The sequence below is a fragment of the Arthrobacter sp. 49Tsu3.1M3 genome, from assembly GCF_900168135.1.
Classification (GTDB): Bacteria; Actinomycetota; Actinomycetes; order Actinomycetales; family Micrococcaceae; genus Arthrobacter.
In genome coordinates this window covers 162,810-183,953 of record NZ_FUZD01000002.1, presented here as the reverse complement: position 1 = coordinate 183,953, position 21,144 = coordinate 162,810, and the positions used below count along the sequence as shown (strand labels likewise).

22 protein-coding genes are annotated in these 21,144 nt (G+C 68.1%); 15 read left to right on the top strand and 7 right to left on the bottom strand.

All coding sequences use genetic code 11. The features are described from left to right. The first annotated feature begins 39 nt into the window (after positions 1–39). The 5 genes from B5X90_RS03770 to B5X90_RS03750 all read left to right on the top strand — a co-directional run bounded on the left by B5X90_RS03770 (position 40) and on the right by B5X90_RS03750 (position 4,296). Positions 40–1,704 (top strand): PspC domain-containing protein, encoded by a 1,665-nt coding sequence (locus tag B5X90_RS03770; protein WP_079550158.1) that lies wholly within the window; start codon positions 40–42, stop codon positions 1,702–1,704. A gap of 1 nt (position 1,705) precedes the next feature. After that, positions 1,706–1,969 carry a hypothetical protein gene (locus B5X90_RS03765; protein ID WP_079550157.1) on the top strand — a complete coding sequence of 88 codons (264 nt, stop codon included), beginning with the start codon at positions 1,706–1,708 and terminating at the stop codon, positions 1,967–1,969. 3 nt (positions 1,970–1,972) lie between these two features. Further along, positions 1,973–2,227 carry a PspC domain-containing protein gene (locus B5X90_RS03760; protein ID WP_079550156.1) on the top strand — a complete coding sequence of 85 codons (255 nt, stop codon included), beginning with the start codon at positions 1,973–1,975 and terminating at the stop codon, positions 2,225–2,227. A gap of 268 nt (positions 2,228–2,495) precedes the next feature. Then, positions 2,496–3,521, top strand: coding sequence for a 6-phosphofructokinase (locus B5X90_RS03755; RefSeq protein WP_018773638.1), 1,026 nt, complete (start codon positions 2,496–2,498; stop codon positions 3,519–3,521). A 64-nt stretch (positions 3,522–3,585) separates the two neighbouring features. Then, positions 3,586–4,296 carry a GNAT family N-acetyltransferase gene (locus tag B5X90_RS03750; protein WP_079550155.1) on the top strand — a complete coding sequence of 237 codons (711 nt, stop codon included), beginning with the start codon at positions 3,586–3,588 and terminating at the stop codon, positions 4,294–4,296. Between the two features lie 16 nt (positions 4,297–4,312). Here B5X90_RS03750 and B5X90_RS03745 read toward each other — a convergent pair whose 3' ends face one another. The 7 genes from B5X90_RS03745 to B5X90_RS03715 all read right to left on the bottom strand — a co-directional run bounded on the left by B5X90_RS03745 (position 4,313) and on the right by B5X90_RS03715 (position 10,546). Next, complete coding sequence (locus B5X90_RS03745; RefSeq protein ID WP_079550154.1) at positions 4,313–5,908, bottom strand: DHA2 family efflux MFS transporter permease subunit; 1,596 nt, start codon at positions 5,906–5,908, stop codon at positions 4,313–4,315. A gap of 80 nt (positions 5,909–5,988) precedes the next feature. After that, on the bottom strand, positions 5,989–6,552 hold the full coding sequence (locus B5X90_RS03740) for a PadR family transcriptional regulator (RefSeq protein WP_079550153.1): 564 nt from the start codon (positions 6,550–6,552) through the stop codon (positions 5,989–5,991). A 140-nt stretch (positions 6,553–6,692) separates the two neighbouring features. Then, the gene (locus B5X90_RS03735) at positions 6,693–7,088 is read right to left on the bottom strand and encodes an ankyrin repeat domain-containing protein (protein ID WP_079550152.1); all 396 of its coding nucleotides are present in this window, start codon (positions 7,086–7,088) and stop codon (positions 6,693–6,695) included. Continuing rightward, positions 7,085–8,167, bottom strand: coding sequence for a CAF17-like 4Fe-4S cluster assembly/insertion protein YgfZ (locus tag B5X90_RS03730; RefSeq protein WP_079550151.1), 1,083 nt, complete (start codon positions 8,165–8,167; stop codon positions 7,085–7,087). Before B5X90_RS03730 ends, B5X90_RS03735 begins: the two co-directional genes overlap by 4 nt. Before the next feature lie 59 nt (positions 8,168–8,226). Continuing rightward, positions 8,227–8,976, bottom strand: coding sequence for a flavodoxin family protein (locus B5X90_RS03725; protein WP_079550150.1), 750 nt, complete (start codon positions 8,974–8,976; stop codon positions 8,227–8,229). 53 nt (positions 8,977–9,029) lie between these two features. Further along, entirely contained in the window at positions 9,030–9,644 is a 615-nt protein-coding gene (locus B5X90_RS03720; RefSeq protein WP_079550149.1) for an FABP family protein, read from the bottom strand. Positions 9,645–9,811: 167 nt separating this feature from the next. Then, entirely contained in the window at positions 9,812–10,546 is a 735-nt protein-coding gene (locus B5X90_RS03715) for a permease (protein WP_079550148.1), read from the bottom strand. A gap of 242 nt (positions 10,547–10,788) precedes the next feature. Here B5X90_RS03715 and B5X90_RS03710 point away from each other — a divergent pair, with 242 nt between their 5' ends. The 10 genes from B5X90_RS03710 (at position 10,789) to asd (ending at position 21,143) form a co-directional block, all read left to right on the top strand. Continuing rightward, the gene (locus B5X90_RS03710) at positions 10,789–11,487 is read left to right on the top strand and encodes a winged helix-turn-helix transcriptional regulator (protein WP_028276526.1); all 699 of its coding nucleotides are present in this window, start codon (positions 10,789–10,791) and stop codon (positions 11,485–11,487) included. Between the two features lie 306 nt (positions 11,488–11,793). After that, positions 11,794–12,816 carry a mycothiol synthase gene (gene mshD, locus B5X90_RS03705; RefSeq protein WP_079550147.1) on the top strand — a complete coding sequence of 341 codons (1,023 nt, stop codon included), beginning with the start codon at positions 11,794–11,796 and terminating at the stop codon, positions 12,814–12,816. 89 nt (positions 12,817–12,905) lie between these two features. Next, complete coding sequence (locus tag B5X90_RS03700; protein ID WP_079550146.1) at positions 12,906–15,170, top strand: RNA degradosome polyphosphate kinase; 2,265 nt, start codon at positions 12,906–12,908, stop codon at positions 15,168–15,170. 11 nt (positions 15,171–15,181) lie between these two features. Then, a complete protein-coding gene (locus B5X90_RS03695) occupies positions 15,182–16,159 on the top strand; it encodes an NUDIX hydrolase (RefSeq protein ID WP_079550145.1) in 978 nt (325 codons plus the stop codon). 76 nt (positions 16,160–16,235) lie between these two features. Next, entirely contained in the window at positions 16,236–17,903 is a 1,668-nt protein-coding gene (locus B5X90_RS03690) for a hypothetical protein (protein WP_256860040.1), read from the top strand. After that, positions 17,900–18,301 carry a GntR family transcriptional regulator gene (locus tag B5X90_RS03685; protein ID WP_079550144.1) on the top strand — a complete coding sequence of 134 codons (402 nt, stop codon included), beginning with the start codon at positions 17,900–17,902 and terminating at the stop codon, positions 18,299–18,301. The genes B5X90_RS03690 and B5X90_RS03685 overlap by 4 nt, the downstream gene beginning before the upstream one ends. Positions 18,302–18,334: 33 nt before the next feature. Then, a complete protein-coding gene (locus B5X90_RS03680) occupies positions 18,335–19,138 on the top strand; it encodes a thymidylate synthase (protein WP_079550143.1) in 804 nt (267 codons plus the stop codon). Continuing rightward, positions 19,135–19,728: a dihydrofolate reductase gene (locus tag B5X90_RS03675; protein ID WP_079550142.1), complete on the top strand. Its 594-nt coding sequence runs from the start codon at positions 19,135–19,137 to the stop codon at positions 19,726–19,728. The genes B5X90_RS03680 and B5X90_RS03675 overlap by 4 nt, the downstream gene beginning before the upstream one ends. After that, on the top strand, positions 19,728–19,955 hold the full coding sequence (locus B5X90_RS03670; RefSeq protein WP_028276519.1) for an NF038396 family protein: 228 nt from the start codon (positions 19,728–19,730) through the stop codon (positions 19,953–19,955). Before B5X90_RS03675 ends, B5X90_RS03670 begins: the two co-directional genes overlap by 1 nt. Positions 19,956–20,000: 45 nt before the next feature. Continuing rightward, a complete protein-coding gene (gene asd / locus B5X90_RS03665; RefSeq protein ID WP_079550141.1) occupies positions 20,001–21,143 on the top strand; it encodes an aspartate-semialdehyde dehydrogenase in 1,143 nt (380 codons plus the stop codon). Position 21,144 lies beyond the last annotated feature (1 nt).

The window sequence follows — 21,144 nt, the reverse complement described above, 5'->3', positions numbered from 1 at the left end:
CCAGTAGAGCCCGGCGCCGGGAACGGGAAGGATCGAAGTATGAACCCGCACACTCCGCACCCCGATGAAGGCCCGGCCTCCGCAGACCGGCCGGCCACGGATCCATCCCACCCGGAACTTCCAGAACCGGAAGCTCCCGCCGCGGAACTTCCAGAACCGGAAGTTTCCGGCACGGAACTTCCGCACTCGGAACGTCCCGAGCCCGAACTTCCAGGCACAGGCCAGCCCGCTCCGGCTTTCTCCGGGCCGGGCGGCGCGCCGCCGGAGCCGCCGCGGCTGTACCCGCCCGGCGATCCGAGTGGGCCGTTACCCGGCCGGCAAACCCAGAATTTCTTCGACTGGATCCGCAGCCAGGGCATTTACCGCGGGCGCGACCGCTGGATCGGCGGCGTGGCCAGCGGCATAGCCCACCGGCTCGGCGTCGACCCGCTCATTATCCGCGGCGTCCTGATCGTCCTGACCGTCTTCGCCGGTGTCGGCGTTCTCGCCTACGGCCTGGCCTGGGCGTTGCTGCCCGAACCCGACGGCCGCATTCACGTCCAGGAGGCCGCCGCAGGGCGGTGGACGGCCGGCATGACCGGCGCGCTCATCACCTCGGTCATCGGGTTCCCCAGCCTGGGCACCGGGGTCTGGGGCTGGGACCGCTTCGGCTTCGGCACCTTCGTCTGGACCGTCTTCTGGGTGGGCGGCGCCATCTACCTCGTCTACTTCCTGACCCAACGCAACAAGATCCGGGACGGAGCCACTGCCATGCCATCGCGTTACAACTCCGGCAGCCCGGCCGGTGGCGCGGCTTTTGTGGCGAGCCCCCGCACCGATGCCGGGCCGCAATCAGCAGGCAGCTTCCCTCAGGGCGGCGGCCAGACATATGGCGACCCGGCTGACAGCTCTCGCGTCACCGGCACCGGCCCGGACTGGGGTCCGCCTCCGCCGTCGGGACCCATCGCGTCCGGCTCTGTTCCCACCGGCTCTGTTCCCACCGGTCCTGTTCCCCCCGGCGGCTACGGGTCCGGCGGCTACGGACCCGGGTCCGGCGGCTACGGGTCCGGCGCCACGCCGCCCACCCCGGCCGCGCGCAACCTTGGCCCGGGCGCTCCGGCGGTCGCCATCACCGTCGGCTCCGCCCTCCTGGTGGGCGGGAGCATCAAGGCCCTCGACGCCGCCAACGTGATCGATCTCGGCGATGCCGGCAACGCGCTGGTCTGGGCCTTCGGCGCGGCCATCCTGGGCCTCGGGATCCTGTTCGCAGGGCTGCGGGGCCGGACCTCCGGGATCCTGGGCTTCTTTGCGGTCGTGGCCCTGCTGATCGGCGCCATTTTCAGCGTGGTCCCGCACGGGGACCGGTTCCGCTTCCAGAACGCCGACTGGACGCCGGCCAGCATTCAGCAGGCCCAAGGCGGCTTCGAGATCACCGGCGGCGCCGGAACCGTGGACCTGACCAAACTGGCGCTGAATCCGCCCCTGGGCTCCGACGTCGTAGTTCCGATCGACGCGACGGCCAGCAACCTCACCGTCGTCATCCCCGCCACCGTTCCGGTGCACGTCCAGGCGGACATGACCATGGGCAACCTCCACGACGGCAACCAGGACCGCGGCGGCATGACGACGCAGCAAAGCGACTACAACACCGCGAAGCCGGGCGCCCGGCTGGTCCTGGAGATCTCCGGCACCGTCAGCAACGTGACCATCAAGGAAGGCAACTGACATGAGCAGCTATGACGACTCGCCGCTGGCCGATGCCGGCCACGACCCGGAAGCAGGTTCCCCCGCCCGGGTGGGCACAGTGGTCTGGGGACTGACAGTGGTGGCCCTGGCCGCGCTGATCATCATTTACCGGCTCGGCCTCGTGGCCCTCAACGGCACCTATGTGCTGATCGGCCTGATGATCGGGGCCGGGGGCGCCCTGGTCATGGGCGGCCTGGTCTCGGCACGCAGGCGTGACAATAAGTCAACTACAAGGAAGTCTTGACCCATGGATAAATTCTTCGACACCATCCGGGGCCTTGGCCTGAAACGTGGTCCGCAGCGCTGGGTTGGCGGCGTCTGCGGCGGGGTTGCCGCCAAACTGAACGTTGATGTGGCCTATGTCCGGATCGCCTACCTGCTCCTGAGCCTGCTCCCCGGCCCGGCGTTCGTGGCCTACCTGGCGGCCTGGCTCCTCCTCCCGGACCAGCGCAACGCAATCGTCCTCGAAGGCTTCCTTTCGAAGCGTTCCTCCCGGCCCTGACATCCGGCCCTGACATCCGTCACACGCCATCCGCCACAGGCCGTTCATCACAGGCCATCCGCCACAGGCCGTTCATCACAGGCCGTCCCGGCCGAGCGGCATCCGGCCCCGGTAGCTGCGCCGCACCACGAAAAGGTGCCCCCGCCATCATGGCGGGGGCACCTTTTGTAACCGTTTGTGTCCTGCCCCACACCCGCCACTAGACTCTAGGGTGAGCTCAGCGTGGCGCTCTGCCTGTACCCCTTCAAACCAGGATTTGAGCCAAGACATGAAAATTGGAATCCTCACCAGCGGCGGAGACTGCCCCGGCCTGAACGCCGTCATCCGTGGCGCCGTCCTCAAAGGAATCGCGGTCCACGGCCAGCAGTTCGTAGGATTCAAGGATGGCTGGCGCGGCGTTGTCGAGGGCGACATCGTGGAAATTCCCCGCACCATGGTCCGCGGCATCGCCAAGCAGGGCGGCACCATCCTGGGCACGTCCCGCACCAACCCGTTTGAGAACGGCGGCGGCCCCGAGGTCATCAAAGCCAACATGGACCGGCTCGGGATCGACGCCATCATCGCCATCGGCGGCGAGGGCACCCTGGCCGCCGCAAAGCGGCTCACGGACGCCGGCCTCAAAATCGTGGGCGTGCCCAAGACGGTCGACAACGACCTCGACGCCACGGACTACACCTTCGGCTTCGACACGGCAGTGGAAATCGCCACCGAGGCAATCGACCGGCTGCGCACCACCGGAGAGTCCCACCACCGCTGCATGATTGCCGAAGTCATGGGACGGCATGTGGGCTGGATCGCCTTGCACGCCGGCATGGCCTCGGGCGCCCACGCCATCCTGATCCCGGAGCAGAAGGCCTCCATGGAACAGATCGCCGAGTGGGTCGTCTCCGCCCACGACCGTGGCCGCGCCCCGCTGCTTGTCGTCGCCGAGGGGTTTGTGCCCGAAGGCCAGGAGTCCCCGCATTCGGAGCGCGGCCTCGACACGTTTGGCCGGCCCCGCCTCGGCGGCATCGCCGAAATGCTTGCCCCCGAACTGGAGGCACGCACCGGCATCGAGACCCGCGCGACGGTCCTTGGCCATATCCAGCGCGGTGGCGTCCCCACGGCGTTCGACCGGGTCCTGGCCACCCGTCTGGGCATGGCCGCCATCGATTCGGTAGTGGAAAAGCGCTGGGGCACCATGGTGTCGCTGCACGGCACGGATATTGTGCACGTCGGTTTCGACGCCGCACTCGGCAACCTCAAGTCCGTACCGCAGAGCCGCTACGACGAGGCCGCGGTCCTCTTCGGCTAAGCGGGACACCGGCGGGTCCGGCCCGTGAGGCCGGACGCCCGGCCGCGGTGGGTAGGGTTGATTCATGACTCTTGAGCCCGGTTCCGCAGAAATTGTCCAGCTCGCGTGGGCGCGCCGCCTTGGGTTCGACGACGGCGCCTTCGCGGCTGCCGCCGGCGTGAGGCTCACCCGGGCCGATGAGACAGCCCGGTCCCTGCAGTTCGTCCGCCTGTTCGGCAACTCCGCCCTGGTGGGCCCGCAGTGGGCGCTGGACGCCGCCGACGGCCTCTCGGACGAGGAACTGGCCCAGCACGTGACTCTGCTGACCATCACCCGCGGGCACGGCGGCCACGGGCTCGGCGCCGCCGCACTCTTCTTCGCCGACGACCTCCCCCTGCAGCAGCCTGCCGGGGAGCTGACGGTCTCACACGGGAACCCGGAAGCGATCGAACTGGAGACGTTCTGCCCGCCCGATGACGTCAACGAGGTGGGCCTCGCCGACCTGGAACACCGCTTCACCGTCCTGCATCTGGAAGACGGGCGGCGGACACCGGTGGCCTGCGGGGCGTATGCCGAATGGGAAGGGCTCCTGGCCCATATGGGCGTGCTGGTCGCGCCCGAATGGCGGCGCCACGGCCTGGGCAAGCTGGCCGCCTCGATAGCCGCCCACGAGGCCCTCGCCGCAGGACTGACGCTGCAGTGGCGTTCAGAAGTCAGCAACAAGGGGTCGCTGGCGCTGGCCCGGAGCCTGGGATTTTCCGCTGGCGGCATCCAGACCAGCGTGCTGCTGGGCTGATCGGGATGCCGCCAGGCTAGCCGCGCTCCGCGGCTGCCCTCTCCGTGTCCGCCGCTGCGGCGGTGTCCGCCTGGTCTGTGGCTGCCTTGTCCGCGTCCGTAGTGTCCGCGTCTGCTGTGCCCGTTCCCGCAACCGCGGCAGCATCTGGTTCGCCCCAGCCCTGGACCGGCTTGGGCTTGGCGAAGAAGAGCGCCACGGCAGCGCCGAGCAGGATGACCGCCGCCGGCAGCAGGATGGACTGGCCCATCGCCGTCGAGAACCCCTCCTGGAGCTCCGCGGGCAGGGCCCCGCCGAAGCCCATCGGGCTGGTGGCGCCAGCCCCGGGCCGGGCGGGGAGCTCGGCCGCCAGCCGCGCCTGGATGAGGACGGCGATGGCGGCGCTGCCGAGCACGGCGCCGATTTGGCGGGTCGTGTTGTAGACACCCGAGCCGGCTCCGGCCTGCCGCGGCGGCAGGTTCCGCGTGACCGTGGAGCTCAACGGCGCCCAAATGCCCGCGTTGGCGAAGCCCAGCACCGCGCTCGGCAGCAGGAACAGCCAGATGGGGGTATCAGGGTGCATGAGCAGGGCGTTCCAGAACAGCGCCACGGACATCAGGACCAGGCCGGCCGCGGTGATGAATTTCGGGTTGACCCTGTCGATGATCCGGCCGACGACGGGGGCAAGCCCGCCCGAAATCAGCGCCATCGGCACCATCATGAGCGCCGACTGGGTGGGGGTCAGGCCCCGGACGATCTGGTAGTAGAAGATCAGCGGCAGGCTGAACGCGGTGACGGTGAAGCCCACCGTGGTGATCGCAATGTTGGCGAGCGAGAAGTTCCGGTCCTTGAACAGGGACAGGGGCAGCAGCGGTTCACCTGTGTTGAAGCGCTGCCACAGGACGAAGACCACCAGCACGGCGATGCCGCTGATGATCAGGCCCCAGACGGTGATGGGGCCGACGATGGTGCCCCAGTCGTACGTTTCGCCTTCCTGGATGCCGAAGACCACGAGGAAGAGGCCGAGGGCGCTGAGCAGCACGCCGGGAATATCGAACTTGTGCGGGTGCGTGGTCAGCGAAGGGACGAAACGCTGGGCGAGGATGAACCCGACAATCCCGACGGGAACGTTGATGAAGAAGATCCATTCCCAGCCGAGGCCGTCCACCAGCACGCCGCCGAGGATCGGGCCAACCAGCGTGGCGACGCCGGCCGTGGCACCCCAGATGCCCATGGCCGCTCCGCGGCGGTCCGGGGGGAAGATCCGGGTAATGACGGCCATGGTCTGCGGTGTCATCATGGCCGCGCCGAGGCCCTGGACCACACGGGCCGCGATGAGGATCTCGACGCTGCCGGAGAGGCCGCACCACAGCGATGCCACAGTAAAGACGACGAGTCCGGAGAGGTAAAGCTTCTTCGGACCGAAACGGTCCCCGAGCCGGCCCGTTATCAGCAGCGGCACGGCATAGGCGAGCAGGTAGGCGCTGGTGACCCAGATCACCGAGTTGATGTCAGTGTTGAGGCCCTCCATGATGCTGGGGTTGGCCACCGAGACGATGGTGGTGTCGATCAGGATCATGAAGAAGCCGATCACCAGGGACCAGAGTGCCGGCCATGGCCGGGCTACGTTTTCCATGCGGTTCCTTAAGGCTGGTGTGAAACGGTGGGTGGGCTGTGTGTGGGCGGCCGGGTCCCCGCCGCGGTCCTGTGCGGGGTTCACCACGGCAGTTCGCCGGAGCGGAGCTGGTCCTGGAGGTTGCGGATCCAGGCGATTTCGGCGCGCAGCGTGCTCTGCTGAAACTGGACATCGATCCAGTACTTGCGCTCCACGCCCTTCTTCGCGAGCAGGTCCTCACCCGATACCAGGAAGCCGAGTTGCTCCTCCAACGCCTGAAGGCGCCGGTCGAGGAGTTCGACGACGACCCCGGCGGGCAGGTTGTAGGCCTCGGAGATGGCCAGCGGGAAAGCCGGGTATTCGTTGACCGGGGCGGCGAGCATGTCCTGCAGCCACGTCGTGAACGCTTCGCGGCCGGCAGCCGAGATCGTGTACGTGGTGCGCTCCGGACGGTTGCCTCCCCGGTCCGTTCCCGTGGCTGCGACCAGCCCCTGATCCTCGAGCCGCCCGACGGCGTGATAAAGCGTTCCTGGCCGCACCTTGACCAGGCGGTCCTCGTGCCGTGCGATCAGCAGCTGGTACATCTCGTAGGGATGCATAGGTTCTTCCACGAGCAGGGAAAGTGCGGCGACACCCAGGGGTGTCAATGCGGTTGCCCGGGCCATGGTGCAGTCCTTCTCGGTTTGGAAGAGTTCTTTTCGGCCTAAACGGCGGTTACTCCACTGATGATTATTCCACGTGGAGTATTTGGGGGCAATCCTCCCCTACCCCAGGCCGGCCGCGCCCCGGGCCCGGGCGGGTTTGGTCAGCCGAGGAGGGCCAAGATGTCGGTTCTGGCGAACATTTGCGCGGCGGCCCGCGCGGTGGGCGTGCCCGCGTCCGGGTCGGCCCCGGCGTCCAGCAGTTCCCGGGCTACGTCCGTGTAGCCCTTGAAGACAGCACCGGCCAGCGGGGTCTGGCCGCGGTCGTTCGGTGTGTTGGCGTCGCCGCCGTGGTCCAGGATCAGCCGGACAGTGCCGGCGTGGCCGTGGTAGGCCGCCAGCATCACCAGCGAGTCGCCGGAGGACGTGGTCAGTGTGGCCGGGGCGCCGGCGGCCAGGTAGCTGCCCAGCAGCGCGGAGTTGCCCTCGCGGGCGGCGTCGAAGAGCGCGTGGGCCAGCGCGAGCGTCTCGTCGTCGGGCGCGGCGCCTCCGCCGCTCATCGGGTGCCCCGCAGGAAGCCGGTCTGGCGGCCCACCACCTGGCCGGCGTCGGGGGCCACAATGACTTCCTGGGCCGCGGAGTAGGGCTCGTCCCCGTCGACGACGGTCAGGACCTCGTCCGGGGCGACGGAGCGTTTGATCACGGCCAAGGCGACGGGGCCCATCTCGTAGTGCTGCGCCACGGAGGTCACGGTGCCCACCTTGCGTTCGCCGGCACGCACCTCGCTGCCGGCGGCGGGGAGGGTGTGCTGGGAACCGTCGAGCTGGAGGAACACGAGACGGCGCGGCGGGTGGCCCAGGTTGTGGACGCGCGCGATCGTCTCCTGGCCCTTGTAGCAGCCCTTGGCCAGGTGCACGGCAGTGCGGAGCAGGTCGAGCTCATGCGGGATGGTCTTGTCGTCCGTTTCCGCGCCCCACCGGGGCCGCCAGGCCGCAACCCGCAGCGCTTCGGACGCCATGGTGCCGGCCAGGGCGCGGTCGCCCACCGTCGAGACCAGCTCGTCCGCGGGAACCAGGTACTCAAACCACGGCCGTTCCAGGCCTGGATGGGCGTCCTCGCCCACCACGGCGTAGGAGTAGCCGCCGGCGCCGACGTGCGGCCACGGGTCCGCCCAGGCCTGCAGCGCGTCCCATTCCGGGATGCGGTGCGTGGAGCCGAGTACGGCCCAGTCGGCGGAAACGTCCGCGATCTCGACCCGAAGCATGAATTTCATCTTGTTGAGCCATTCGGCGAGCGGGGCCGCCTCGGCTGCCTCGACGATCAGCCAGGTGGTCGCGCCGTCGTCCACCACCCTGGCGTCAAATTCGATCCGGCCCTGAACGCTCAGCAACAGCAGTTCGGTGGACTGGCCAGGGGCCAGGGAGGTGAGCTGCTGGGAGGACAGCGTGTTGAGCCAGCTCAGGCGGTCCGGCCCGCTGACCGTCACCACGCCGCGGTGCGAGAGATCGACGACGGCGGTGCCGGCGGCCAGCGCCCGCTGCTCCCGGAGCGGCTCGCCGTAGTGGGCGGCGACGCCGGCGTCGGCGCCGCCGGCCTCAACCGCGGCCGGGCGCGACAACAGGGGGCTTTTGATAGTCATATTGAAAGGAACGTCCTTAGCTCTGTGCGTATTCCGGCCGGACTGTGGGCAGGCCGGCCCTAGCGGTATTCCGGATTCTCAAAGTCGAAGCGGGTGCCGGCCTTCCAGGCGTCGGGCAGGTTTCCGTAGGCGGGAATGCCGCCCGCCTCCTTGAGCATCCGCGCCAGGTGCAGCATGTTCCAGGTCATGAAGGTGGTGTTGCGGTTGGTGAAATCGCTCTCCGGCCCCCCGGACCCCTCGTCAAGGTAGCTCGGTCCGGGCCCGACGGGACCGATCCAGCCGGCGTCGGCCTGCGGCGGGATGGTGAAGCCGATGTGCTGGAGGCTGTAGAGGACGTTCATGGCGCAATGCTTGATGCCGTCCTCATTGCCGGTGATGAGGCAGCCGCCCACCTTCGGATAGTAGGCCCACTGGCCCTTCGCGTTCAGCTGCCCGGAGTGGGCGTACAGGCGCTCGATGAGCTTCTTGGTCTGCGAGGAGTTGTCCCCCAGCCAGATGGGCCCCGCGACGACGACGATGTCCGCTTCCTGGACGGCCGGGTAGAGTTCCGGCCACTCATCGGTGGCCCAGCCGTGTTCGCGCATGTCCGGGTATACCCCGCTGGCGATGTCGTGGTCCACCGTGCGGATCACGCGGGTGGTGACGCCCTGCTTCTCCATGATCCGGCGGCTGACCTCGATGAGGCCCTGGGTGTTGGACACGTCGGGGGACTTCTTGAGCGTGCCGTTGAAGAACACGGCCTTGAGGTCGGCGTAGCTGGCGCTGCCGGGTGCTGTGCTGCCGGCTGAGCTGGCGACTGTGTCATTCACGGTATTTCTCCTGGGTCGATGGTGACAACGGAAAAATCAGTGAGACCGCGTAATCAGCCTACTTTGGCGAGGATGGCCGATGCGTGGGCCTCCAGGCCGCCGCCCGCCGTCGAATTCTTGCCGGTGGCCACGTCCCAGCGCCACAGCAGGTTTCCTTCCACGAGCCCGAAGATCCGCGTGGCCGCCGTGTACTCCTTGGAGTGGCTGCCGCGCATCACCATGTCGGTGCTGAGCTGGATCTGGGGGCCCTTGATCTGGCCGTAGTACAGCTCCGAAATCCCGCCGGGGTGGGCGATGGAGACCGAGATGTCGAAGCCGCCGTCGCTGTTGCGCAGGGCTTCGACCTCGTCGGCGCTCTTGAGCACCGGGACGATGTCCGCCGGTATCAGGCCGGGGCCGCCGTCCTCCTCGCGCTGCTTACGCTCCAGCGCCCAGAAGCCGGTCTCGACGGTGAGGGGACGCAGCTTGGTGCCCTCGTCGTCGGTCAGCCAGCTCTCGGCGCGGTACTGCAGGTACGGCAGGCCGTTGTGCGTAAACGAGACGTGTTGCAGGAAGTGCTCGGAGTCCTCGTCTCCAGCCCCCAGCCGGCCGCTGCCCTCCCACTCACCAATGAGCCAGGACAGCGGAACGATTTCGGGGGTCAGATCAGTAGGGATTTCAATCGGCACGGCATCTACCTCTGGAAGCTACGGGGTCTGGAACGTGTTACTTCTGGCCTTTGAAGAGGCGGTACACGACAAAGCCGGCAAACCACGCCATGGACAGGCTGGCCACGCCAAGCAGGACAAGGAAAAAGATCTCATATGCAAGTACGGACATGATGCCATCCTAACGCTTAGTAGATGAGTAGTTTGTCTATGAAGTAGGCCAGGGAACCGACCGCAGACACCGGCCCGAGCCCCATGCCCACGGCCGCCAAAACATTCAGGCCCTCACCGTTGAGGATGACGAGGCGGCGGAAACTCACCAGCACCGCCCCCACGACGACGCCGACGAGGGCGGCCGGCAGCACGGCGATGTCGGAAAACACCAGGCCGGCGAGCGGCCCGGCAAGGCCGGCGGCCACGATGCCCAGCGGCGCCACGATCCGGTCCGGCCAGCGGATCAGCCCCGCCAGCAGGGCGATCGCCGAGCTGATGGCCGCCACGAGGATCATTTCGCGGACCCCGTTGAAGCGCGAACTCGCAATCCAGCCGGCGCCGAGGCAGGAGAGCAGGACACCCGCGCACGAGCCCAGGGTGGATTCGAGGCGCTGGGCCTGGCCGGTGCCCCGGATCAGCTGCATAACGAAGATGGCCATGACCCCGACGGCCATGAACGACGGCGTCCAGTCCAGGAAACCCGGAGCCGGGAGGTAGGTCGCGGCCACCGCCGACCCCACGCCGGGCAGGCCAATCAAGACCGCGAGGGTCTTCTTGGCGGGGATGCCGAGAAAGTAGGGCCAGCCGATACCGATGCCGGCGGCGGCGAGCGCCGCGACGGCCAGGAGGGCCTCAGGCGAGGCGTAGGCTCCGGCGACAATCGCCGCGAGACCGGCCAGGCCGATGATCCCGACGCTCCACGGCTTCACTGTCTGCTCGCCATCGGCAGACCCAGCATGGCCAGACCTTCGCTCACTGCGGACCCCAATTCGACTCGGCTCAATTTCGACGGGCCGCGGCCCTGACGGTTCAATCCTGCCCTATGTGAACGGTATGTGTCGCAAAAGGAGGCACCGGAGGTGACGGGACCATGGCCGGAATGGGGCCTTTAGGTATACTCAACTTCAGCAACAAGACGCTCAACGATGCGCGGACACCCCTTGGAGGAACAATGTCGCACATCCTGCTATTGACGAACAGCACGGGAACATCCGTGGACGTCCTGCCTGCTCTGGAACTGCTGAACCACCGGGTGCACATCCTTCCGGCCGAGCCCACTGCCCTGCTCGAGACCGACCCCTGCGACATCGTCCTGCTCGATGCCCGCAAGGACCTGGTCGGCGCACGTTCCCTCACCCAGCTGCTGAAGGCCACCGGCCTCAGCGCCCCGTTGATGCTGATCCTCACCGAGGGCGGCATGGCGGCGGTCTCCTCGGCGTGGGCCGTGGACGACATCCTTCTGGAATCCGCGGGCCCGGCAGAGGTCGAGGCCAGGATCCGGCTCGGCGTCGCGCGCGCCGTTCCGGAGAAGGAGGACGTGCCGACCGAAATCCGGGCCGCCGGCGTCGTGATTGACGAGGCCAGCTACACCGCACGGGTCAACGGCGCCGCGCTCAACCTGACCTTCAAGGAATTTGAACTGCTGAAATACCTGGCCCAGCACCCCGGCCGGGTGTTCACCCGCCAGCAGCTGCTGACCGAAGTCTGGGGCTACGACTACTACGGCGGCACGCGCACCGTGGATGTCCACGTCCGGCGGCTGCGGGCCAAACTGGGCGCCGACCACGAGAACCTGATCAGCACCGTCCGCAACGTCGGCTACCGCCTGACCCTGGTCCGCCAGCCCGAGGATGAACTGACCGAGGCCTGAGCGCGCCACGGCCGCCACAACGCGGCAGGGCACGTACACGAGCACTCAACGAAGGCACCGAACGCAGAAGGCCCCGGACTCTGGAATCCAGAGTCCGGGGCCTTCTTGGTGCACCAAACCAGCGGCACAAACTTCTCAGTATTTACTTCTCAGTGGAGGACATACGGGTCGAACGTATCGAGGCCACCCCAGTGGTGGATCCCCCTCGCATCTGGCTCAACGCCGGACGAGATAACGACTATACGCGGCCGTCCGCAGTTCGACAAAATCGGCCGCTGACCCCCATGCACCCGATAGCCTTGCACCATGAGCCCTGCGCACCCGGAAAACTGGCCCGTACACACTGAAAAAGGAGCCGTGGACGCCGCGCTGCTGCGGGACGTCGCCGCCCTTGTCGCCGCGGCGGAAGAGTCCGACGGCAATCCGCCGCTGTCCGAACAGACCCTTGTCACGCTGCGCGCCGGCGATGCGGGCGAGCACTCGGTGCTTGCCCTGGCCCTCTATGCCCCTGACGACAAGTTGGATCCCGCGACGGCGCAGGACCTGGCCGGCGTCGCCGTCGTCATCGAGGAACCCGACGGCACCGGGGTCCTCGAGGTCGCCGTCCATCCCAGCTACCGCAACCAGGGCGTGGGCGACCGCCTGCTGGGCGAACTGAAGACCGTCCGCGGCTTCGCCGGCCTGAAAGCCTGGTCCCACGGAAACCACGAGGCCGCGGCCGACCTCGCGGCCCGCTACGGCTACGGCGCCGTGCGTGAGCTGTGGAAGATGCGGCTGATGACGGCGGCGGCGGCCCTGCCGGAGGTCCACCTCCCGGACGGCGTACAGCTCCGCGCCTTCGTGCCGGGCCGGGACGAGGACGCCTGGCTGGCCGCAAACAAGGGCGCCTTCGCCCACCACCCGGAGCAAGGCAACATGACGCGGGCCGATCTGGACGCCCGGATGGCCGAACCGTGGTTTGATCCCGCGGGCTTCCTGCTGGCCGTCGACCCGGCGGACCAGCTCCTGGGATTCCATTGGACCAAGGTGCACCCCCGGCACGGCGACCACCCCGCGATGGGCGAGGTCTACGTGGTGGGCGTGACGCCCGATGCCCAGGGGTCCGGGCTGGGCAAGGCCCTTACTGTCGCCGGCATCAGGCATCTCCAGGGCCTGGGGCTCCACGCCGTCATGCTCTACGTCGATGCAGACAACACCCCCGCCGTCGCCCTCTACCGCCGGCTCGGATTCACCCGCTGGGATGTCGATGTGATGTACGCGCCGCTGCCGCAGCAGCCATCGCCGGACGCCGCTCCCGCGCCGGACGGCGTTAGTCAAGTCGGCGGATAACCGTCCCGGCCCGGGCCGAAACCTGGGGTCATCCGGCCATGATTGCTTGTAAGGTTGAAGCTACATCGCGCCAGCATTGAGGAGACACCATGCCACGGGATACCGCCCGGACATCCACGTCTGAACCAGCAACGCCGGAAAAGGGGGCGCGTCCGGTACGTGCCCGCTTTGGCTCCTCCGAAGTGCCGGCCTCCCGCGCCACACAGGACCGGATCGACATTCCGGAGTTCGCGCCGAACCTGGAACCGGAAGGCGACATCCGCCCCGACCGGTTCCTGGACCGGGAACTGAGCTGGCTTGCGTTCAACGCGCGGGTTCTGGAATTGGCCGAGGACCCCAACCTGTACCTGCTGGAGCGGGTCAGCTTCCTGTCCATCTTCGCCTCCAACCTGGACGAGTTCTTCATGGTCCGGGTGGCCGGGCTGAAGCGGCGGATCGCCACGGGGCTCGCCGTCCCCTCCCCTGCCGGGCTGAGCCCCATGCAGGTCCTGGAGCAGATCGGCGAGGAGGCCCACCGGCTGCAGCAGCGCCACGCCCGGGTCTACGCCGAACAGATCCGCCCGGCGCTGGCCTATGAGCACATCCACCTGATGCACTGGGAGGAACTCGACTCTCAGGCCAAGGACCAGCTCAGCGCCATGTTCGCGGAAAAGGTGTTCCCGATCCTGACGCCGCTGGCCGTGGACCCGGCGCACCCGTTCCCCTACATCTCCGGGCTGTCCCTGAACCTCGCCGTAGTGGTCCGCAACCCGGTCAGCGACAAGGAGCTCTTCGCCCGTGTCAAGGTCCCTGACCAGCTCCCGCGCCTGATCTCCATCGACGGCGCCCGCGCCGGCTCCGTCCCCGGACGGGTGGCACGGTTCATCGCGCTCGAAGAAGTGATCGCCGTGCACCTGGACCAGCTGTTCGCCGGCATGGAGGTCCTGGAACACCACATCTTCCGCGTGACCCGCAACGAGGACGTCGAGGTCGAAGAGGACGACGCCGAAAACCTGCTGCAGGCCTTGGAGAAGGAACTCCTGCGCCGCCGGTTCGGCCCGCCCGTCCGGCTTGAGGTCACCAATGACATCAACCCGAACATCCGCGCCCTGCTGATCCGCGAGCTCGGCGTCGAGGAATCCGAGGTCTACTCCGTCCCTGCGCCGCTGGACCTGCGCGGGCTCTCGGTGATTGCCGGGATCGACCGGGCGGACCTGCACTACCCCAAGCACGTCCCGCACACCTCGCGCTACCTCAACGAATCGGAAACGTCCAAGGCGGCCAACGTCTTTGCCGCCATGCGGCGCCGGGACATCCTCCTGCACCACCCGTACGATTCCTTCTCCACGTCCGTCCAGGCGTTCCTGGAACAGGCAGCCGCGGACCCCAAAGTCCAGGCCATCAAGCAGACCCTGTACCGCACCTCCGGTGACTCCCCGATTGTCGATGCCCTGATCGACGCCGCCGAGGCCGGCAAGCAGGTCCTGGCGCTCGTGGAGATCAAGGCGCGCTTTGACGAGCAGGCGAACATCTCCTGGGCCCGGAAACTGGAACAGGCCGGCGTCCATGTGGTGTACGGCATCGTGGGGCTCAAGACCCACTGCAAGCTCTCCCTCGTGGTCCGCCAGGAAGTGGACGGCCTGCGCCGCTACTGCCACATCGGCACCGGAAACTACCACCCCCGCACGGCCCGCTACTACGAGGATCTGGGCCTGCTGACGGCCAACGAGCAGGTCGGCGAAGACCTTTCGAAGCTGTTCAACCAGCTCTCCGGCTACGCGCCGAAGTCCACGTTCAAGAGGCTGCTCGTCGCGCCGCGCTCGGTCCGTTCCGGGCTGATCGACAGGATCGAAACCGAGATCAGGAACGCCCGGGCCGGCATCCCCGCCCGCGTCCAGATCAAGGTCAATTCGATGGTGGACGAGGCCATCATCGACTCCCTGTACCGCGCGTCACAGGCCGGGGTGCAGGTGGATGTCATTGTCCGCGGCATCTGCTCCCTGCGGCCCGGCGTTCCCGGCCTGAGCGAGAACATCACGGTCCGCTCCGTGCTGGGCCGCTTCCTGGAACACTCCCGCGTCTTCGCCTTCGCCAACGCCGGCGACCCGGTGGTCTACATCGGCTCGGCCGACATGATGCACCGCAACCTCGACCGCCGGGTTGAAGCCCTCGTGCAGCTGACGAGCGGCGACGACACGAGCTACGTCCTGGACCTGCTGAACCGCTACATGGTGCCCGAAACGGCGAGTTGGCATTTGGACAATCAGGGTGAATGGACCCGCCACCACCTGGCGGAAGACGGCCAGGACCTCAAGGACGTGCAGTCCTGGCTGCTCGCCTCCCGCTCGCGCCAGCGCTCGACCAGCCTGCGGTAGGGATCGTGAGTGTGAGCAGCGATGCACTGGTTGCGGACCAGGCTGACCAACCAGGCGAAGAAGTTTCCGTCACGGCGGCGGGCGCCATCCCGTGGCGCCTCAATTCGGTAAACAAGGACCAGCTCGAGGTCCTGCTGATCCACCGTCCGCGGTATGACGACTGGTCCTGGCCGAAGGGCAAAATCGACGCCGGCGAGACCATCCCGGAGTGCGCCGTGCGCGAGGTGGAGGAGGAGATCGGGCTCACCGCTCCCCTGGGGATCCCGCTCCCGCCCATCCACTACCACGTGGCGGCCGGGCTGAAGGTGGTCCACTACTGGGCGGTCGACGTCGACGGCGCCGTCCTGATCCCGGACGGCACCGAAGTCGACAGCGTCATGTGGTGCCCGCCCGAGAAGGCCGCCCGCCTCCTGAGCAACCCGAGCGACATCGAGCCGCTGCAGCACCTGGTGAACGCCCACGACCGCGGGGAGCTGGAGACCTGGCCGCTGCTGATCGTGCGCCATGCGAAGGCCAAGCCCCGCTCGTCCTGGTCCAAGGCCGAGGGCGACCGCCCGCTGGCCGCCACCGGCATGCGGCAGGCGCAGTCTGTGGGGCGGCTCCTGCAGGCGTGGAAGCCCGCGCGGATCGTCTCAAGCCCATGGCTGCGGTGCGTGGCCACCATCGCGCCCTACGCCAAGGCGGCCGACGCCAAGGTCAAGCTCAACGAGGCCCTCACCGAGCACCGGCACAACCGCAGCCCGCACAAGACGGCAGCCGTCGTCGAGGGGCTGTTCGACAAGCAGCGGGCCGTGGCCCTGTGCACGCACCGTCCGGCCCTGCCCACGGTCCTGAAACAACTCGCGAAGCACATGAACTCCCGGCTGCGGGACCTGCTGCCGTCCTCGGATCCGTTCCTGGCGCCGGGCGAGATCGTGGTCTGCCACGTCGCGCGCGGCAGCAAGAAAAAAGTGGTTGCGGTGGAGCGGTTCAAGCCGTTCGACGACTGAGGCCTTGACCCCGGGGGCCCTCAGTCTAGTTTGTATCAATAGCTTGATACATTACTGCTGAATCTTGGGGGTGTCCGTGCCGGTCCTGTTGAACGTGCCGCCGCTGCTGTTGCTTGGCCCGGCGGTCGCCACGCTGCTGGTGTATGCCGTTCTGCGGTGGGTGATCTGGGCTCCCGGAACCGGAACGTCGCCGCAGACAGTGTCGAAGCACGGGCTGTGGGTAGGTGTGATCGGCTGGCTCGCGAGCTCACTCCAGGGCGCCATGACCGTGGGCATCATCCCGGCTAATCCGTCAGCGTCCGCCGTGGTGGGCGCCGACTCGATCATCCCGGCGCTGGCATGGCCGGTCCTGGGCTGCCTGGGCGTGCATGCCCTCGGACAGGTCAGCTACCCGGGTCCGCGGCGAATGAGGCGGCAGGCCGTGCTGTCCGTGCGGCGCATCATAGACTTCCTGCCCCGCAGGCTGGCATTGACCACGGCTGCGATCTTCGTCTCGGCTGCCGCGGCCATCGCCCGGACTGCCACGCTGCCCGGGTTCGCGGCCGTGGCTCCCACTACGGTCAGCGACGGCGCGAACAACAACTACTACGACACAGTCGGGGGCGAGGGCCGTATCCCCGGACCGGAGGTGGCCGCCTGGCTTGGCGGCGCCCTGCTGGTGCTGGCCGTCGGCACGTGGCTGGTTTTGTGGCTGATCGCCCGTCGCCGGCAGCTGGAGTCCCTTGACGCGGCGGACAACGCTGCGCTGCGGACCATCGCGATGAACCGGCTGCTGCGCACAGTGTCCACAGTGGCTGCCGGGTTGACGGTCATCGCGGGAAACTTCGCGGCCCGTCCCGACCCGGCCCAGCAAACGGGATCGTGGACCAACTTCGCCGGCCTCGCGGCGACCGTGGTCCTGCTCGTGATGTGGCGGTGGCAGCCCCCTCGGCTTGCTTCCGCCGGGCTGGGCGTCCGGAACCGGCCGGAATCAGGGATCGCCACCGGCTGCCAGCACCCGGCCGCCAGGCTGGTTTCCTCCCTCGGGGCGCTCCTGGGCCTCGCGGCCGCCGTGCCGCTGGCCGCCGTGCCGCTGGCCGCCGGAGCTTTCCTCGCCCCCGTGATCACGGCGGCCGCCGGCTACGGACTTGCGGGCCTCGTGGCCCTGACGGGCACCTGCGTCCTGCTGGTCATCGCCAGCGGCGAGCTGGTCCTGCAGCGCAACTACGGATCGCCGGAGGCGCCGCGCACCTGGCCCCGGCAGCCGGTCAGCGCCGCCCTGCTGACCACGGCGGTCCTGGCGCTGCTGGTCTTCCTGGCTACCCTCGCCGCCACCGCCGCGGGGCAGGCCCTGCTGGCCGAAGATCCCGGCTGGCTTCCGGCTGCACTGCTCACCGCCGGAACCTGCGTTGCCGCCCTGCCGGCGTTCCTCCGCGCCCGGTCCCGCCAGGGCGTCCGCGACGCCCCGCGCGGCCTGGACGCCGCCCTGCGCGCCATTACCGTCCACCGCATCGTGCGGACCCTCGCCGCAACCCTCACGGCCCAGGCCGGGGTCCTGCTGCTGACCCAGGCCAATGCCTGGGCCGCGGTGTTCGGGTCGGGTGCGTTCGGCGACGCCGTCGATCCGGCCGCCGGATCGTGGTGGCCCGCGACCCTGGCCGGCGCTGTCCTGGCCGCCAGTGCCGTGGTCATCGCCGTCATCCCCGTGGGCGGCCTGGCCTGGAAGACCCGCGCTCCCCTGCCGCGGAAGGAAGTCGCCGCGTGACGGCAGGCATCGCCATCAACCTGCGTTCGCCAGTTCCCCCCTTCGAGCAGATCCGGACGCAGATCGCCACCCTCATCAGCCTCGGGACACTGGCAGCGGGAACCCGGTTGCCGACTGTCCGCAGCCTCGCGTCGGACTTGGGCCTCGCGGCCGGGACAGTCGCGCGGGCCTACAAGGAACTCGAACTGGCCGGACTGGTCGAAACCCGGCGGCGCAACGGCACGGTGGTCGCCGCCAGCCCGCCGGTCCTGACCCCGCCCGCACCTCCGCCGGGCCCCGTCCCGGAGGCGGTGATCGCCGCCGTCGACCGCTGCATTGCCGAAGGCCGCACTGCCGGTCTCGACGACGCGGCACTGCTGGCGATCCTGCGGGGGCGGCAGGAAGGGTCACACAAATAAGGAGAGCCGGCGAGTTCTCAGTAGACTGGAACGGTGAGCATCCCTACGCCCTATGAAGACCTCCTGCGCGACGTCCTCGAGCACGGCACGCACAAATCGGACCGCACCGGCACCGGCACCCTGAGCGTTTTTGGCCGCCAGCTCCGCTTCGACCTGAGCAAGAGCTTCCCGCTGATCACCACCAAGCGGGTGCATTTCAAGTCCGTGGCGGTGGAGCTTCTCTGGTTCCTCCGCGGCGACACGAACGTCAAATGGATGCAGGACCAGGGCGTCACCATCTGGGACGAATGGGCCGACGCCGACGGCGAACTCGGTCCGGTCTACGGGGTCCAGTGGCGTTCCTGGCCCACGCCCGACGGCGGCCACATCGACCAGATCGCCGAGCTCATCGAGAACCTGAAGTCCAACCCGGATTCGCGCCGGCACATCGTCTCGGCCTGGAACGTCTCCGAACTCAAGGACATGGCCCTGCCCCCGTGCCACGCGTTCTTCCAGTTCTACGTCGCGGACGGCAAGCTCTCGTGCCAGCTCTACCAGCGGTCGGCTGACACCTTCCTGGGCGTGCCCTTCAACATCGCGTCCTACGCCCTGCTGACACGCATGATCGCGCAGCAGACCGGCCTGGAACCGGGCGAATTCGTCTGGACCGGCGGGGACGTCCACATCTACGACAACCATATGGACCAGGTCCTCAAGCAGCTTGCCCGCGAGCCCTACGACTACCCCCAGCTGAACATCACCCGCAAGCCGGACTCCATCTTCGACTACACCCTCGAGGACTTCGAGGTGGTCGGCTACCAGCACCACCCGACGATTAAGGCCCCGATAGCCGTATGAGCAACGACAACACCGCGGGCGTGCAGCCCGGCGATTTCACGGAGCAACTCCGAACGTCCACCACCGGCCTCGGGCTGGTCTGGGCCCAGACCAGCACCGGGGTGATCGGCAAAGCCGGCACCATGCCATGGCACCTCCCCGAGGACATGTCGCACTTCAGCCGCCTCACCACCGGCCACCCGGTCATCATGGGACGCAAGACGTGGGAGTCATTCCCGGACAAGTACCGCCCCCTGCCGGGCCGGACGAACATCGTCATCACCCGCCAGGCCGCCTGGCGGGACACCCCGGGCGCGGAAGGCGCCGTCCCGGTCGCGTCGCTCGATGACGCCCTGCTTGAATCCCAGTTCGTGGCTGGCCATGAGACCGTGTGGATCATCGGCGGCGGCGAAATCTTTGCCCAGTCCCTGGACCTTGCCGACGTCGCCGTCGTCACCACCATCGACACCAGCGCCGAAGGGGACACCTTCGCTCCGGAACTCGGCTACGACTGGACCGTCTCGGCCAGCCTCCCGGCCAACGGCTGGCTGACCTCCGCCAACGGCACCCGCTACCGGATCACGCTGTGGCGCCGGACGGAGGCCAAGTAATGCTCCGGAAGCCCGAGACACTCTTTGTCCTGGGATACATGCTCCTGCCCCTGCTCGCCCTGCTCTCCGCGGTCGTGGGGCTGACCATGATCCTGGGCGGCAACAAGATCCTCGGGGCGATAGTGCTGGTGGTGGTGACCCAGGTCTTCACGTTCGGGGCGGTTTTCGCGCTGCGCCGGCGCAAGGCGGCACTGCTGGAAGAGCCCCGCGGCGACTACAACGCGTGACGTAACCGACTGCGCCCGGCGGGCTGTGAAGTCTAAACTGGGCGCATGACTACAGCAGCTACCCCGTCCGTCGGCCTGGTCGGTTGGCGTGGCATGGTCGGTTCCGTCCTCATGCAGCGCATGCAGGATGAGGGCGACTTCGCCAACATCAACCCGGTCTTCTTTTCCACCTCGAACGTGGGCGGTGCCGCCCCGGACCTGGCCGGCGCCGCTGCTGGCGCCACCGGCAAGCTTGAGGACGCGTTCGACCTCGAGACGCTGGCGAAGCTGCCCATTATTGTCACCGCGCAGGGCGGGGACTACACCAAGCAGGTCCACGGCGAGCTCCGCAGCCGCGGCTGGGACGGCCTCTGGATCGATGCCGCCTCCACGCTTCGCATGAATGAGGACTCCATCATCGTGCTGGACCCCATCAACCGGGACGTCATCGACGCCGGCCTCTCCGGCGGGGTGAAGGACTACATCGGCGGCAACTGCACCGTGTCCTGCATGCTGATGGGCCTGGGCGGGCTGTTCAAGAACGACCTGGTCGAATGGGGCACGTCCATGACGTACCAGGCGGCCTCCGGCGGCGGGGCGCGCCACATGCGTGAACTGCTGAACCAGTTCGGCAGCCTCAACGCCGAGGTCAGCACCGAACTGGACGACCCGGCGTCGGCGATCCTCGAGATCGACCGCAAGGTCCTGGCACACCAGCGCGCCGGCATCGACGCCACCCAGTTCGGCGTTCCGCTGGCCGGTTCCCTGATCCCCTGGATTGACGCGGACCTCGGCAACGGCCAGTCCAAGGAGGAATGGAAGGCCGGGGTGGAGACCAACAAGATCCTTGGCACCTCCGCCGCGAACCGCGTCGTCATGGACGGTCTGTGCATCCGGATCGGCGCGATGCGCTCCCACTCCCAGGCCCTGACACTGAAGCTGCGCGAGGACCTCTCGGTCGCCGAGATCGAGAAGCTCGTGGACGCGGACAACCAGTGGGCCCGCGTGGTGCCCAACACCAAGGAAGCCTCGATGGCCGAGCTCACGCCCGTGGCTGCGTCCGGCACCCTGGACATTCCGGTGGGCCGGATCCGCAAGCTCGAGATGGGTCCGCAGTACATCAGCGCGTTCACGGTGGGCGACCAGCTGCTGTGGGGCGCGGCGGAGCCGCTGCGGCGCATGCTCCGCATCGCCACCGGAAACCTGTAGG

Bases quoted from the DNA above. Each gene is read 5' to 3' on its own strand.
- B5X90_RS03770 (WP_079550158.1), top strand. From the start codon at position 40: ATGAACCCGCACACTCCGCACCCCGATGAAGGCCCGGCCTCCGCAGAC.
- B5X90_RS03765 (WP_079550157.1), top strand. From the start codon at position 1,706: ATGAGCAGCTATGACGACTCGCCGCTGGCCGATGCCGGCCACGACCCG.
- B5X90_RS03760 (WP_079550156.1), top strand. From the start codon at position 1,973: ATGGATAAATTCTTCGACACCATCCGGGGCCTTGGCCTGAAACGTGGT.
- B5X90_RS03755 (WP_018773638.1), top strand. From the start codon at position 2,496: ATGAAAATTGGAATCCTCACCAGCGGCGGAGACTGCCCCGGCCTGAAC.
- B5X90_RS03750 (WP_079550155.1), top strand. From the start codon at position 3,586: ATGACTCTTGAGCCCGGTTCCGCAGAAATTGTCCAGCTCGCGTGGGCG.
- B5X90_RS03745 (WP_079550154.1), bottom strand. From the start codon at position 5,908: ATGGAAAACGTAGCCCGGCCATGGCCGGCACTCTGGTCCCTGGTGATC.
- B5X90_RS03740 (WP_079550153.1), bottom strand. From the start codon at position 6,552: ATGGCCCGGGCAACCGCATTGACACCCCTGGGTGTCGCCGCACTTTCC.
- B5X90_RS03735 (WP_079550152.1), bottom strand. From the start codon at position 7,088: ATGAGCGGCGGAGGCGCCGCGCCCGACGACGAGACGCTCGCGCTGGCC.
- B5X90_RS03730 (WP_079550151.1), bottom strand. From the start codon at position 8,167: ATGACTATCAAAAGCCCCCTGTTGTCGCGCCCGGCCGCGGTTGAGGCC.
- B5X90_RS03710 (WP_028276526.1), top strand. From the start codon at position 10,789: ATGTCGCACATCCTGCTATTGACGAACAGCACGGGAACATCCGTGGAC.
- mshD (WP_079550147.1), top strand. From the start codon at position 11,794: ATGAGCCCTGCGCACCCGGAAAACTGGCCCGTACACACTGAAAAAGGA.
- B5X90_RS03700 (WP_079550146.1), top strand. From the start codon at position 12,906: ATGCCACGGGATACCGCCCGGACATCCACGTCTGAACCAGCAACGCCG.
- B5X90_RS03675 (WP_079550142.1), top strand. From the start codon at position 19,135: ATGAGCAACGACAACACCGCGGGCGTGCAGCCCGGCGATTTCACGGAG.
- B5X90_RS03670 (WP_028276519.1), top strand. From the start codon at position 19,728: ATGCTCCGGAAGCCCGAGACACTCTTTGTCCTGGGATACATGCTCCTG.
- asd (WP_079550141.1), top strand. From the start codon at position 20,001: ATGACTACAGCAGCTACCCCGTCCGTCGGCCTGGTCGGTTGGCGTGGC.